Annotated in this window: 13 protein-coding genes; 6 read left to right on the top strand and 7 right to left on the bottom strand. The window is 71.3% G+C overall.

Going from position 1 to position 13,266, the window contains the following annotated elements:
- Positions 1–23 precede the first annotated feature (23 nt).
- Entirely contained in the window at positions 24–944 is a 921-nt protein-coding gene (locus ACFYY8_RS11150; RefSeq protein ID WP_390039539.1) for an NAD(P)H-binding protein, read from the bottom strand.
- 89 nt (positions 945–1,033) lie between these two features.
- On the opposite strand from ACFYY8_RS11150, the gene ACFYY8_RS11145 reads away from it, so the two are divergent.
- Positions 1,034–1,681, top strand: coding sequence for a TetR/AcrR family transcriptional regulator (locus tag ACFYY8_RS11145; protein WP_390039537.1), 648 nt, complete (start codon positions 1,034–1,036; stop codon positions 1,679–1,681).
- A gap of 282 nt (positions 1,682–1,963) precedes the next feature.
- Positions 1,964–2,263, top strand: coding sequence for a hypothetical protein (locus ACFYY8_RS11140; protein ID WP_390040097.1), 300 nt, complete (start codon positions 1,964–1,966; stop codon positions 2,261–2,263).
- Here the strand turns inward: ACFYY8_RS11140 and ACFYY8_RS11135 are convergent.
- Together ACFYY8_RS11135 and ACFYY8_RS11130 are read right to left on the bottom strand one after the other, a co-directional pair.
- Entirely contained in the window at positions 2,198–2,458 is a 261-nt protein-coding gene (locus ACFYY8_RS11135) for a DUF397 domain-containing protein (protein ID WP_390039535.1), read from the bottom strand. The two genes, ACFYY8_RS11140 and ACFYY8_RS11135, sit on opposite strands and share 66 nt — an antisense overlap.
- 118 nt (positions 2,459–2,576) lie before the next feature.
- Entirely contained in the window at positions 2,577–2,825 is a 249-nt protein-coding gene (locus ACFYY8_RS11130; RefSeq protein WP_390039533.1) for a hypothetical protein, read from the bottom strand.
- Positions 2,826–3,074: 249 nt separating this feature from the next.
- Between ACFYY8_RS11130 and ACFYY8_RS11125 the strand changes: the two genes are divergently transcribed.
- Positions 3,075–3,209: a lasso RiPP family leader peptide-containing protein gene (locus tag ACFYY8_RS11125; protein ID WP_390039531.1), complete on the top strand. Its 135-nt coding sequence runs from the start codon at positions 3,075–3,077 to the stop codon at positions 3,207–3,209.
- Positions 3,210–3,317: 108 nt separating this feature from the next.
- On the opposite strand, the gene ACFYY8_RS11120 is transcribed toward ACFYY8_RS11125, so the two are convergent.
- The 3 genes from ACFYY8_RS11120 to ACFYY8_RS11110 all read right to left on the bottom strand — a co-directional run bounded on the left by ACFYY8_RS11120 (position 3,318) and on the right by ACFYY8_RS11110 (position 7,424).
- Positions 3,318–4,805, bottom strand: a complete 1,488-nt coding sequence (locus tag ACFYY8_RS11120; RefSeq protein ID WP_362917929.1) for an aldehyde dehydrogenase family protein — start codon at positions 4,803–4,805, stop codon at positions 3,318–3,320.
- 161 nt (positions 4,806–4,966) lie between these two features.
- Positions 4,967–6,331: an FAD/NAD(P)-binding protein gene (locus tag ACFYY8_RS11115; protein ID WP_390039528.1), complete on the bottom strand. Its 1,365-nt coding sequence runs from the start codon at positions 6,329–6,331 to the stop codon at positions 4,967–4,969.
- A gap of 106 nt (positions 6,332–6,437) precedes the next feature.
- Entirely contained in the window at positions 6,438–7,424 is a 987-nt protein-coding gene (locus tag ACFYY8_RS11110; RefSeq protein ID WP_390039526.1) for a GlxA family transcriptional regulator, read from the bottom strand.
- A 464-nt stretch (positions 7,425–7,888) separates the two neighbouring features.
- On the opposite strand from ACFYY8_RS11110, the gene ACFYY8_RS11105 reads away from it, so the two are divergent.
- Both ACFYY8_RS11105 and ACFYY8_RS11100 read left to right on the top strand, forming a co-directional pair.
- Positions 7,889–8,293: a ribonuclease domain-containing protein gene (locus ACFYY8_RS11105; RefSeq protein ID WP_390039524.1), complete on the top strand. Its 405-nt coding sequence runs from the start codon at positions 7,889–7,891 to the stop codon at positions 8,291–8,293.
- 260 nt (positions 8,294–8,553) lie between these two features.
- Positions 8,554–9,708 (top strand): peptidyl-alpha-hydroxyglycine alpha-amidating lyase family protein, encoded by a 1,155-nt coding sequence (locus ACFYY8_RS11100; protein WP_390039522.1) that lies wholly within the window; start codon positions 8,554–8,556, stop codon positions 9,706–9,708.
- A 96-nt stretch (positions 9,709–9,804) separates the two neighbouring features.
- Here the strand turns inward: ACFYY8_RS11100 and ACFYY8_RS11095 are convergent, their stop codons facing one another.
- Positions 9,805–11,361, bottom strand: coding sequence for a PucR family transcriptional regulator (locus tag ACFYY8_RS11095; RefSeq protein ID WP_390039520.1), 1,557 nt, complete (start codon positions 11,359–11,361; stop codon positions 9,805–9,807).
- Positions 11,362–11,445: 84 nt separating this feature from the next.
- On the opposite strand from ACFYY8_RS11095, the gene ACFYY8_RS11090 reads away from it, so the two are divergent.
- Entirely contained in the window at positions 11,446–13,263 is a 1,818-nt protein-coding gene (locus ACFYY8_RS11090; protein WP_390039518.1) for a penicillin acylase family protein, read from the top strand.
- The last annotated feature ends 3 nt before the right edge of the window (positions 13,264–13,266 follow it).

Below are 13,266 nucleotides of genomic sequence, written 5' to 3'. Positions count from 1 at the left end.
GGGCCGGTGGTCGCGACGTCCCCTCACGTGGTTCCCGTGGCCCGGCGCTCATGTGACAAGGTCGTCGGGGCGGGGTCCCCGGTGAACGACGCGGCGTGGTCGACGGCCCACTGGCGGAAGGTTCGCGCGGGCCTTCCGAGGAGGTCGGACACCGTCGAGGTGACGTGTGCCGGGTGTCCCATCGTGGCGTTCCACGCCGCCAGGAGCATGTCCACGGCCGGGCGCGCGGCTTCCGGGGCCTCGCGCCGGAACTCGTCGGGCGGCAGTTCCTCGAACGTCAGCCGACGGCCCAGCGCGTCTCCGATGACGCGCACCTGTTCGGCCTGCGTGAGTGGCTCGGGGCCGGTCAGGACGTAGTCGCCGCCGGTGTGCCCGTCCTCGCGCAGGATCCGCGCGATGACCTCGGCCACGTCTCGATCGTCGACCGGGGCTGTCTCGGCCGCGCCGTACGGCCACCGGACCACGCCTTCGCCACGGATCGCGGCGGACCACCAGAACAGGGCGTTCGACGCGAACATCCCCGGCCGGACGATCGTCGCGTCGAGCCCGGTGGCCGCGATGAGCCGCTCGATCTCGGCGTGCAGCGCCGCCATCGGGTTCGGTTGCCGGAAGAACGGGTGCGGGGTCCGGTGCGGCGCGGACAGGTGGACGACCCGCCGCGCGTGGGCGGCCAGCCGGTCGACGACGGCCGCCGCGGTCCACGGCGGGGCGGTCCAGACCAGGAAGACCGTGCTGACGGCGTGCAGCGCGGCGTCGAGGGATTCGGGCACCGTGAGATCGCCGGTGACGATCTCGACGCCGGCGGGCAGTGTCGCCGCCGACTCGGGACGGCGCACGAGGGCACGGACCGGCACGCCCGCGTCGGTCAGCAGGTCGACCACGGCGCGGCCGACGCGTCCGGTCGCCCCGGTGACGAGCACCGCGGGCCCTCCCGTGGGTGTCATGGCAGCCTCATCGTCCGTCTATTCCATGGCCGCAGCTTTTCGTTACCGGGTTAAAAAAGCAACCCGGTAAATAATGTTACCCTGGCAAGGTGAGCGAGCCGGTCGGGCTGCGGGCCCGCAAGAAGGTACGAACCCGGGACGCGATCGCCGACGCGGCGATCTCGCTGTTCCTGGCGCGCGGGTTCGACCAGGTGTCGGTGTCCGACATCGCCGCGACGGCCGAGGTGTCGAAACCGACGCTGTTCCGCTACTTCGCCACCAAGGAAGACCTGATCCTGCACCGCTTCGCGGACCACATCGGTGAGGCCGCACGCGTGGTCCGCGACCGGCGCCCCGAGACCGCGCCGATGACGGCGCTGCACCGGCACTTCCTGGCCGGTCTCGATCGCTTCGAGCCGGTCACCGGCCTCAACGACCACCCCGGGGTCGTGGCGTTCCACCGGCTGGTGTTCACCACCCCGAGCCTGGCGGGACGGCTCCTGCAGTACATGCTCGACGACGAGGACGCGCTGGCCGCCGTCCTCGACCCCGGTGTCCGGGGCCGGCTACAGGCCGCCCAGGTGATCGCGGTGCAACGCGTACTGGCTCGGACCAACTGGCAGAAGATCGCCGAGGGACGGACCGCACGCGACGTGCGACCCGAGGCGATCGCCGACGCGGACCACGCCTTCACCCAGCTGAGCCACACGACGGGCGACGTCGCGGAGGAGCCGATGACCGTGCACCATCCGTCCTGACGACTGCCCCGCCAAGAGCGCCATGAAATGGACAATGGCGCACGCGCAGAAGGACAATCTGAGGGCCGCCGATCACTACAAGAAGCTTACGAAGCTCTACAAGGACCCCGAGTATCAAGCAGCCGCAAAGAAAAGAGTCGAATGTAATCAATGTGATAGCGGCGCGACCCAACCGGCCGGACTCCTTGGCGAAGGAGAAGGCGTTATCGAGGTCCTTTTGGAGATCTTCTCCAGGGGCAGGGCGACCGGGGTGCCGGTCCATCGACTCTTTAGGCCCATCAAATGAGATATCTTGTCCTTTCCGCCGACTATCTTGAATTTTCGATCAGAGATGTCGCCGATGGTGAAATCGATCGAGACGAGATACCCGCCGAGCTCCAGGACCAATTGCGAGACTGGAACGGTGACTACCAGTCCATCGTCGCACTTGGCGATGTCGCCCGCTCGGAGGCGGCTGTCGCCGAGCAGATCACGAGCCTTGACCGGCGAGGGAAGGTGCTGGCCGGAGCGCTCGCGTCAATTCTGCTGAATGTTAGAGAGGTCCGATACTACAGCGAGGGAAAGCTTACCTACATCCTGTAAAGGGGGGCAATGAGCGCCTGATAAGCGCCCTGTACTGCAAGGCTCACGCGGACAGGCCAAGGCCGGGCCGGAGGGGTTTTTGCTGTCTCGGACGGCGATCAGGCCGGGGAGGTTGGTGGCGACCTCGACGCAACCATTGCCGCCATTGCCGAGGCTGGACTTTCGCCATGCAGGGGCAGGCGTCAGATCAGGCATCCTGAGATCCTCCGAACGTTGGATCGCAACGGCGATGGCACGAAGAAGGTCGCGAGGTCTGGGCCGGTTTTGACCGTGTTACGTATCGCGTCAGGCCGCAGCACGGACTCATCCACTTTCAATGCTCCATACGGCCTTCGTCCATCAGCCTTTCTGCTCCTTCCTGCGCGAGCAACCCCCAACCCACGTTGGCCACGACGGCGGTGGTGCCCGACCACGTCAGGGCCACCAGGGTGGTGCCCATCCCGGCCAGGGCGGGGTCGGCGGTGATGGCCTCGCGCAGGGTCCGGTTTGCGGTGTGGATGGCGCCGCCGAGCAGGTCGGCGGCGTCGGCCGGGCGGTCGTAGGGGTGTAGGACGTCGATCACGGTCTGGGCGCGATGTCGCCTGCGGGGTTCCCGCTCGGCATATCCGGCGGGCTTTTCGTGGCTGAGAAATTCTTGACGGCTCCTGGAACGGCGACTGCGGCCGACTGGTCGCCCTACGGTCTCAGCGGGGTCGTGCCCGGAAGAGGGAGGCCCTACCGGATAGCCAAGAGTGTCTTAGTGACTACAGTGCGTGGCGAAAAGGGTCGGGGACGATGCGCACAGCATCCGATCCCCCGAAGGAGGAAACACGTGGACGGCGACACGCGCTACGACAGGCCCACGCTCGTCGAGGTGGGCGATTTCACCGATCTCACCCTGGGCAACGACTACGGGATCTACCCGGACGGCGGCCTGCCGCCGTTCTACCTCTTCAACGGCGACTGAGCGTCGCGCGGAGGGCCCTGCCATCAGGGCCCTCCGCCCCTTGGGCCCGGCTTCGGGAAAGGCGTCCGGCGCGCCCGGACCTGCTCGGCGGGCGCGCCGGGGGTGGGGTCAGATGTGGAGCTGGGTGCAGACCGACTTGACCTCGGTGTAGGCGTCGAGGACCTGGTGGCCCATCTCGCGGCCCCAGCCTGACTGCTTGTAGCCGCCGAACGGCAGGGCGGCGTCGAAGACGTTGTAGCAGTTGATCCAGACCGTGCCCGCGCGGATCCGGCCGGCCAGGGCGTGCGCCTTGGAGATGTCACGGGTCCAGATGCCCGCCCCGAGCCCGTAGACGGTGTCGTTGGCCTGGGCGGCGATCTCGTCCAGGTCGGAGAAGGGCGAGGCGACCACGACGGGCCCGAAGATCTCCTCACGGACGAGCCGCATCTCCGGCCGCACGTCGGTGATCACGGTCGGCTGGACGAAGTAGCCCTGGTCGCCGTGCCGGTCGCCGCCGGTCACGGTCCTGGCGCCCTCCTGACGGCCCGAATCCAGGTAGCCGGTCACCCGGCGCAGCTGCTCGTCGGAGACCAACGGCCCCATCTGCGTGTCCGCGTCGAGGCCGGGGCCGAGCCTGATGCCGCGGGCGATCTCGGCGACCCCCTCCACGACCTCGTCGAACCGGCTGCGGTGCACGAAGAGCCTGGACCCGGCGATGCAGCACTGGCCGTGGTTGAAGAAGATCGCGTTCGCCGCGCCCCGGACGGCGAGGGCGGGGTCGGCGTCGTCGAAGACGACGTTGGGGCTCTTGCCGCCGAGCTCCAGGGTGACCTTCTTCAGGTTGCCCGCCGCGGCGTGGACGATCAGCCTGCCGACCTCGGTCGAGCCGGTGAAGGCGACCTTGTCCACGCCGTCGTGGGCGGCCAGCGCCGCGCCCGCGGTCTCGCCGTACCCGGGCAGGACGTTGACCACGCCGTCCGGAACCCCCGCCTCGGCGATCAGCTCGGCCAGCCGCAGGGCCGAGAGCGGGGTCTGCTCGGCGGGCTTGAGGATCACCACGTTCCCGGTGGCCAGGGCGGGACCGAGCTTCCAGGCGGCCATCAGCAGCGGGAAGTTCCACGGGATGATCTGGGCGACCACGCCGACCGGCTCGCGCAGGGTGTAGGCGTGGAAGGTCGAACCCGGCACCGAAAGCGCGATCGTGTTTCCCTCGATCTTGGTGGCCCAGCCCGCCATGTAGTGGAACAGGTCGGCGGCCAGCGGGACGTCCGCGACCCGCGCGACGGACAGGGGCTTGCCGTTGTCCAGGGATTCGAGCTGGGCGAGTTCCTCGGCGTGCTCCAGGATCAGGTCGCCGATCCGCCAGATGATCCGTCCCCGCTCGGAGGCGGTCATCCTGGACCACGGGCCGTGTTCGAAGGCCCTGCGGGCCGCGCGTACCGCCCGGTCGACGTCCTCGGCGTCGGCCTCGGCGACGTGCGCGAGGGTCTGGCCGGTCGCGGGGTCGGGGGTGGCGAAGGTCCTGCCGGACGCGGCGTCGACCCATTGGCCGTCGATGAACAGTTGGTGGGGGCTGGTGATGAAGTCCTCGACGCTCTTGTCCAGGGCCACCGTCATTGGCGTTGGCTCCCTTCCTGTTCGAAGGCGCTCCGCCGGGCCGCGCGTCCGCCCGTGCCGATGAGCGTCCCGGTCCTGGGAGGGCGGCCCGTTGGACGAGTAGCCTTCATGACACTATGCGTGAGGAAAGTGCACAAGGTGTGATTTGGGTGGCCTGAGGGTCACCGTGGATGGACGGCCAAGGCCAGAGCGTCGGCGATGCGAGGGGCCAGGGCCGCGGCCTGGGCACGGATCTCCGCGATGGCCGTCGTCTCGTAGAGGGTCCCGCGCAGCGTCGGCCCCAGCGTGAAGATCCGGTCGCTCGGCCGGCCCGTCGCGTCGAGGACGGCGCCGCGGGGATCGGCGTCGATCCCGAGCCGCAGCGCGTCCTGCCGTACCACGCCGTCGGCGACCAGGCGGGACAGGAAGGGGTCACCGGCGACGCCGGTTCCCGGGCCGGTCGCGTTGACCAGCCAGCCGACGTCGAGCCGCCTGACGGCGCCGTCGGCGCTCACCCGGGCGCTGACCCCCTCGGGGCCGGTCGTGGCCCGGACCAGCCGGCCGCGGAGCACACGCAGCCTGCCGTTCGCCCGTAGCTCGCCGATCCTGGCGGCCGTCGAGGGCGGGATGCGGTGCCGGTGGACCTCCCAGTGGCGCGCGACCAGGTCGAGGAAACGCCGCCGGTCGTCCGGGCTCAGGTTCGCCCACAGCCGCTGGGTCCTCGGGCGCAGGCCGTCGATCACCGCGTGCCAGTCGCCCCCGTTGTCCCGTACGGCCAGCCGTACGGCGCGCAGCAGGGCGGCCAGGCCGAGCGGTCCCTCGGGGATCGCGGCCTGGACCGGGGGCGGCACGGGACAGGGGTGGGGCCGGGGCAGCAGGGCGTGCCGCGACAGCGCGTGCACCACCGTGCCCGGGTGCGCGGAGGTCACGGTGAGCGCCACGTCGACCATGGTCAGCCCGGTTCCCACCACGAGGACCGGCGCGCCGTCACGGATCCTGGCCAGGGCGCCCGGGGCCCACGGGTCGGCGACGTAGCGGCGGCTGCCCGCGTCCACGACCCTCGGCCAGGAGGCCTGGGGGCGGTTGCCCAGCGCGAGCACGGCGGCGTCGGCGCCGATCTGGCCGCCTCCGGAGAGCTGGACCCGCACGTCGGGGCCCTGCAGAAGGGCGGTCGCCGTGGCGGTCACCCGGCGCACCACCCGGACGGGCCGGTCCTCGGCGGCGGCCAGCAGGTCGCGCAGGTAGCGCCCGTAGGCCTGCCGGGGCAGGTAGCCGGAGCCGTCGACGTCGAGCCCGTTGTCCCGGGCCCAGCGCAGCAGGTGCCCCGGGTCGCCTTCCAGCCCGCTCATCCTGTCGGTCGCGGCGTTGAGCAGGTGCCGTGGGTCGACGGTCGAGTAGGCCTGGCCCTGCGCGTGCCTGCCGTACTGGTCGATCAGCATGATCTCCAGTGGCATGGCACGCGCCCGCGCCAGACGGAGGAGGTGGACCGCGGCCAAGGTGCCGCTCGCGCCACCACCCACGATGACGACAGATGGAGATCCTGACACGGCGTCCATCATACCCACTATCCTGGTAGGATATATGGGATGTATTGGCGGACCCCTGGTAGGCGGGGGTTCTGTCGCGATCGGCCCCCGCCCGGTCAGGTGGTTCTCAGCCGGCCGCCATGGAGGGGTAACTCGGTTCGGGGCTGCGGCTGTAGCGCTGACGGTGGGCGCGGGGCGACAGGCCCCGCCGTTTGGCGAACTGCTCGCGGAAGACCGCGACGGAGTTGTATCCGACGAGCCGGGCGATCTCCTCGATCCGCAGTTCGGTGGTTTCGAGAAGCTCCTCGGCGCGGCTGAGCCGCTGGGCCAGCAGCCAGGAGTGCGGCGTCGTGCCCATGGCGGCCCTGAACTTGCGGGCGAAGGTGCGCGGGCTCATCAGCGCCTGGGCGGCCAGGTCGTTGACGAGCAGTGGTCTGTCCAGGTTGTCGCGGGCCCAGTGGATGACCCCGGCGAACAACTCGTCCTCGTTGTCGGGCACCGAGCGGGTGATGACCTGGGCCTGGTCACCGTCCCGGTGTGGCGCGGCGACCAACGCACGGGCGACGGCGTTGGCCACGGCCGCGCCGTGCTCGCGGCGTAGCAGATGCAGGCACATGTCGATGCCCGCGATGATCCCGGCGCCGGTGATCACCAGCCCCTCGTCGATGTAGAGGGTGTCGGCGGTCACGGTGACGTCGGGATAGACCTGGGCGAAGTCATCCAGGAGGTGCCAGTGGGTGCTCGCGCGCAGTCCGTCGAGCAGCCCGGTCGCGGCCAGCAGGTGGGTGCCGGTGCAGAAGGCGGCGATGATCGCGCCGCGCCGGTTGGCCGCGCGCAGTCCGGCGATCAACTCGGGGGTGGGTTCGGGGCGGGTGTCGTACCCCGGCATCAGGATGATCAGTTCGGCCTTGTCGAGGCGTTCGAGACCGTGCTCGACGTGCATCGACAGGCCCAGGTCGGTGCGGAGCGGACCGGGCCGCTCGGCGCACACCGTGAAGTCGAACGGCGGAAGCTCGGCTTCGAGGCGGTCGGCGAAGATCGCGCCTATCCCCCCGATGTCGAACGTGCTCACGCCATCCGTGGCGAAGACAACCACCGATCGGAAAGCGGACATCCGGTCAGCCGACCGGTGGCGTGACGGTGGACAGTTCTACAACCGTCTGACTATTTCTCATGGAACAAGTGAACCCTAGAAACCACGGTTTGGAACGTCACTTCGATTAATGTTCATGGATTTCGCCTCCGGTGGTGGCCCGGGTGTGGCCTGAGGGGCGGAAGTGGCGCCGGAGCGCGGACCGTGGGCGGCGCGGTACGGGGAGTGGTCGATCTGGTAAGGCGGAAACCCCCTTTCTCGGCGGGTGTCCGAAAGGCGCGGCGGACACCTGGAATTTCGGATGGGCGGAGAGGCTTCACACGAGCACCCGGAAACCGTGGCGGGGAATTGCAGTTCTTGGGAAACGCATATCTTCTCCGGGCCACGAAGAGTTCACCTCTCCTTCGGCGGGTGTCGTCCTCGTCGCGCGATCCCGCGGTGATCCTGGCGGTTGCCCACCCCTTCGTGGTCTGTGAGGAGGCCCCGTGAACGCCCCCCGTCGTCTCCGGTCCATCCCGCTCGCCGTCGCGATCGTCGTGATGACGTTCCTGACCGGCCTGGTCGCCGTCACCCCCGCCGACGCCGCCGTCTACCCGACCTGCACCGTCTCCCGGTGTTCCGACGCCCGCTCGGCCGCCTCGACCTGGGCGGCCAAGGGATACCCGACGAGCAGCGGGTGGTACTCCTGGCCGGACGGCCGGTACAACTACACCGGCGGTCGGTTCTACAACCGTGAGGGGCAGCTGCCCTCGGGCGCCACCTACTACGAGTACGACGTGTACTCCCGGGCCAAGGGCGCGGCGCGTGACGCCTACCGCGTCGTCGTCAACCGCTCCACCGGCGTCGTCTGGTTCTCCCCCAACCACTACACCGACTTCTACCGGCTCTGATCCCCGTTCGCCGGGGAGCCCTGTCCCGGCGACCACACGGAACCGCACCGGTGGGGTCCGCACACCCCGCTGATCTCCGTCGTGGACTCCGGGAGGACCGCCGTCGGCCATGGCGCGTATCGGGATCTCCCTGACCGGATGATCGGGGAGGTCCCCGATGGCGGTTCCCCGGTGACGGGGCCGACACTGGGCGCACACGTGACCCGGTCCGTGTGCGCCCCGCCACGACCGGGGCGCTCGTACCCCTCGGAGCGAGCCCCATGGCGATGCGCGACGCCACCCCCCAGAACGACGCCACCCCCCAGAACGTCTCCCGGAGCGGCACGGCCTCGCGAAGCGACGGCCCCTCCCGGGGAGGGCGGATCCGCAGGCGTGTCCTGCTGGCCGCCGTACCGCTGCTCGCCGCCGGGGCCGCCGGGCTGCTCCTGCGGGGGAACCCGCCCCGGGGAGCCGTGGTCTCCGAGGCCGTTGACCGTACGGTTCCGCCGGGCTCGACGTTGACCCCGTGGGGACGGCCGCCCGCCGGGGCCGCGATCGGGTCCGGGGTCGCGGTGACCGGAACGGGTGAGGTGTTGCTGCTGCACCGGGGCGGTGGGGCGTTCGCGGCGGACCGGATGATGGACGTCGATCCGGTCGTCGTTCTCGACGCGGGCACCGGGGAGTTCACGCGCTCCTGGGGAGCGGGGATGTTCGCCTCCCCGCACGGCGTCTCGGTCGACGGGAGGGGCCGGGTGTGGGTCACGGACGTGACGACCAACCACGTCACGGTGTTCACCGGGGACGGGCGGCTCGAAAGGACGATCGGGCACGACTACGGCTTCGGCCTCGACACCTGCCTGGCCGTACGGAACACGCTGACGAACCTGCGCTGCACCGGGGACCCCTACATCTTCGCCAGGCCGACCGACGTGGCGGCCGGAGGGAACGGGCGCGCCTTCGTCTCCGACGGCTACCGCAACTCCAGGGTGGGGGTGTTCGACGCCGACGGGCGGTTCGCCGGGGCGTGGGGCGAGCTGGGAGATCGTGACGGCGCCTTCTCCATCCCGCACGGGATCGCGCTGCGCGGCAACGGCGACGTCGTGGTCGCCGACCGGCGCAACGCGCGGGTGCAGGTCTTCTCCGCCGACGGCCGGCACCTGGCCACCCACTCCTCGGCCGCGATCGGCAGGCCGTACGACGTGGCGGTCGGCCCCGGTGACGTGCTGTACGTGCTCGACGGAGGTGACGCCCTGGACGAGGAGGGCGGACGGCACCGCGGCTACGTCGTCACCCTCGCCGGGGACGGGTCGGTGACGCGGCGTTGGGCGCTGGCGGACCAGGACGCCGACCCCCACCAGCTCGCGGTAGGCCCGGCGGGCGAGATCTACGTCGCCGCGCTCAACGGCCCGCCACTGTGGCGCTGGGCTCCCCGCTGACCCCCGCACGACGAGCGCCGTCAGAACGGATGCCGCCAGAACGGCTGTGCCTCGGCACAGTCGTTCACAGGAGGCGCGGGACAGGAGGCACAGCCGTCACAGGAGGCGCAGGCGTAGCCAGGTGACCAGGCGCGTCTGGGGGTCGGACAGGTCGAGGCCGTCGGCGGCGAGTCTGCGGACACGGTAGCGGAGCGTGTTGGGGTGCACGCCAAGGCGTCGGGCGGCGGCCCGGACGTCCCCGTGACTCTCGATCCAGGCCAACGCCGACTCGGCCGCCTCCGACAGCCCTTCGGAGGGCTCGTGGAGGAGCAGGTCAGGGTGGTCGTCGAGGAGCGCGCGCAACTCGATGAGCGTCGCCGCCGCGCGGACCTCGTCGATCGTGCCCACGGCCGTGGCCGAGGCGCGCAGGGCGGCGAGTGCGAGGTCGGCCTCGCGGCGGGAACGCGGCAGCGCCTCCGCCGGGACCCGCCCGCCGATCGCGGCGACCAGCCGCCCGCGCCTGCCGAGCTGCCGGACCAGGTCGGCGGCGATCTCCCTGAGCGTCGTCAGGTCCGGCGTCGGGACCAGGCAGTAGACGGTCTCGGCGCGCAGTACGCAGGCCGCCGAGCGCCGGTAGGCGTCGAAGTAGGTGGCGACCCCGTCGAGCAGGTGTTCCCCGGGCGGGTCGTCGGCGCCGAGGGAGAGCCCGGCCACGGCCAGCACGGCGATCCCCGCGTCCGGGTCGAGACCGAGGCGACGGCAGGCGGTTCGCGGGTTGGTGCCGTCCAGGGCCTGCCCGACCAGTTCGCCGTGGCGTTCCCGGTCGGCTGTCCTGGCCGTGCGCGCCCGCAGCAGGTGCGCCGCCGCCAGCCGGGCGAACTCCTCGACCAGTACGAGCCTGTCGTCGGGAAGCTGGTCGCGGCCTTCGAGGACCCACAGCATGCCGAGGGGTTCCCGGCCGCCGCGGATGCCCGCCCCGACCCGCCAGATGGTGTGGTCGGCGGTGTCGTAGGGCGCGTTGGTGAGGAAGCGCAGCGCGCGGCCGGTGGTCAGCAGCAGCCGTCTGGTCTCCCGTGGGGCGTTGCGTTCGGGCACGACCCGGTTCAGGATGACGTCGCGTTGCAGGTCGTCGTTGACCTGGCCGGGTACGGCCGAGTAGGCCAGCAGCCGCCACTGGGTGTCCACGATCCCCACCGGCCGGTCGAGGGTCTCGGCGATCAGGTTGACCAGCGTGTTCAGGTCGCCGACCGGGACGCTGCCCAGGTCGCCGCCCGGCGCCGAGACCAGGTTCTCGCCGAGCAGGACGGTCTCCTCGACCAGTGTGTGCAGGTGGCTCCAGGACATGGCCGACTCCAGCGCGACCAGCGCGACCCCCGCCTGGGCGGCGGCCTCGGCCAGCGGCGCGGCGTCCTGTGCGCCGGCCCGCAGCACGGCGGCCGTGGCCCCGCCGAGCCCGCGCAGCGTCGCGGCGGCCTCGGGGGACCCGGCGGTCAGCCCGATCAGCAGCACCATCGACCCGGGGCGGGGCGGTACGGAACTCAGTGGATCGTGGATCGCGGGCCCGGAGACCGGGACCTCGACCCCGCGCGGGGCGCCGACGACCGTCACGTAGCGGGTCCCGATCCGCTCGACCACCTGGGCGAGTGACGGTTCGAGGTACTCGACCTGGTTCATCCGTGCAGTATCGGCCAACACCCGGGGTGATTCCTCGTCCGATCGGCCAAGGAATTCCGGACATTCTTCACCCATGGTTAACGCATGGACAATTCCTGGGGCTCAGTGCGGGTTCTCCGGGACGCGTACGGCACGCCGCTGGTCGACGCCTCCACCGAGCCCGCCGCCTACTTCGGGCTCGGGTACGCGCAGGCGCGGGACGACCTGCACGGCGTGCTCAGGCAGTACCTCCTCGTCCGCGGCGAACTCGGCGAGCCGGAGCGCGACGCCGTGCACCGGCGCTGGCAGGTCCTCGAAGAGGCGAGGCGGGGACTTGAGTCCATGCCCGGTGACCTGCGGACCTGCTACGAGGCGTTCGTCGCCGGGATCGGCGCGTGGATGGAGGAGCACCCCGAGCGGGTCCCCGACTGGGCACCGCCGCTTGAGGCGGCCCTGCCGATCGGCGTCAACCGGATGGTCATGCTGTTCTGGATCATCACCGACGGCGTCGAGGCGCTGCGCGCCGCCGGGGCGCTCTCGAACGAACCGGCCTCGGAGAAGGACGTCGGCTACGCCCCACTCGGCTCGAACGCCTGGGTGGTACGGCCCTGGCGGACCGCGACCGGTGAGACGTTCGTGGTCAGCGACCCGCACCTGCCCTTCGGCGGCGCGTTCGCCATGCACGAGGCCGTCGTCAGGGCCGGTGACCTGCACTACGCGGGCTTCTGCTTCCTGGGGGCCATGCTGCCGCCGCTGGCCCACAACCGGACCTGCGCCTGGGGGCTGACCACCGGGGGTCCGAGGGTCTCCGACGCCTACCGGATCGCCGTCCAGGGCGACCGCTACCTCTACGACGGGGAGCCCAGGGAGGTCCTGCGGCACGAGGGCCACGAGTACGTCGTGCACAACGGCGTGGTCGCGCCCGTCCTGGCCAGGGACGCCGAGGCGGTCTACGTGGTGTGCACGCCGTACATGGGGCTGGCCGGGGAGACGGAGCGGCAGTTCGCGGCCATGGTGCGGGCCCGCGACGTGGGGGAGCTGCGCGCGGCGCTCGACGCGTGCGCCTTCCCGCCGCAGAACGTGCTGGCCGCCGACGCCTCGGGCGACTGCCTCTACCAGCGCACCGGGCGGGTGCCGCTCAGGCCCCCGGGGCAGGGCGGGGGAGCGCTCGACGGCAACACCTCGGCCACCGCCTGGCTCGGCGTCAGGCCCGCCGAGGACCTGGTGCGGATCGTCAACCCGGCCTCCGGCTACCTGCAGAACTGCAACACGGCCCCCGACACCGTCACCCCGGACCCCGCCCTGGCGCCGGAGCGCTGGCACCCGGACGTCTTCAACGACGAGCCGGGCCGGGACACCAGCCGGGGCAGGCGCCTGGCCGAACTGCTGCCCAGGGCCTTCTCCGTGAGCCTGGAGGAGGTGACCGCGTGGGCGCTCGACGACCGGTGGCCGGACACCGGGGTCTGGCAGGCCAGGCTCCGTGAGGCCGTCGCCGCCGAATTCGGCCGGGTCGGTGCCTGGCCCGCCGAGCACCGGAGGCTGCTGCACCGGCTGCTCGCCTTCGACGGCCACGCAGCCCCGGACTCGGCGGACGCCACGGCCTGGGTCGCCTGGCGGGCGCGGATCTCCGACGACGAGGACCTCCTCGGCGCCGTCGAACGGGCCGCCTCCCCGACGTACGAGGCCTACGGGGAGGGGCACCGGCTGCCGACCGGGGCGCCGGGCCGGGGCGGGGCGCTCGGGCTCGACGTCTCCCTGCGCTCGACCTACTACGCGGAGGGTACGGCCTTCGCCGGCGGCCCCTGCCTGCGGATCGTCGCCCTGGGCGGGGACGGCATGCGCTCCTGGAGCGTCTCGATGCCCGGCCAGGCCGCGCTGTACAGCCGGGGCGAGGTCAAGCCGATCGTCTTCGACCCGTCATGAGGT

Source organism: Streptosporangium sp. NPDC001559 (assembly GCF_042893955.1).
GTDB lineage: Bacteria > Actinomycetota > Actinomycetes > Streptosporangiales > Streptosporangiaceae > Streptosporangium.
Note: the sequence above shows the minus strand (reverse complement) of the source record. Positions and strands in the feature narration are given on the sequence as shown.

Bases quoted from the DNA above. Each gene is read 5' to 3' on its own strand.
- ACFYY8_RS11150 (WP_390039539.1), bottom strand. From the start codon at position 944: ATGACACCCACGGGAGGGCCCGCGGTGCTCGTCACCGGGGCGACCGGA.
- ACFYY8_RS11140 (WP_390040097.1), top strand. From the start codon at position 1,964: ATGAGATATCTTGTCCTTTCCGCCGACTATCTTGAATTTTCGATCAGA.
- ACFYY8_RS11135 (WP_390039535.1), bottom strand. From the start codon at position 2,458: ATGCCTGATCTGACGCCTGCCCCTGCATGGCGAAAGTCCAGCCTCGGC.
- ACFYY8_RS11120 (WP_362917929.1), bottom strand. From the start codon at position 4,805: ATGACGGTGGCCCTGGACAAGAGCGTCGAGGACTTCATCACCAGCCCC.
- ACFYY8_RS11110 (WP_390039526.1), bottom strand. From the start codon at position 7,424: ATGTCCGCTTTCCGATCGGTGGTTGTCTTCGCCACGGATGGCGTGAGC.
- ACFYY8_RS11100 (WP_390039522.1), top strand. From the start codon at position 8,554: ATGGCGATGCGCGACGCCACCCCCCAGAACGACGCCACCCCCCAGAAC.
- ACFYY8_RS11095 (WP_390039520.1), bottom strand. From the start codon at position 11,361: ATGAACCAGGTCGAGTACCTCGAACCGTCACTCGCCCAGGTGGTCGAG.
- ACFYY8_RS11090 (WP_390039518.1), top strand. From the start codon at position 11,446: ATGGACAATTCCTGGGGCTCAGTGCGGGTTCTCCGGGACGCGTACGGC.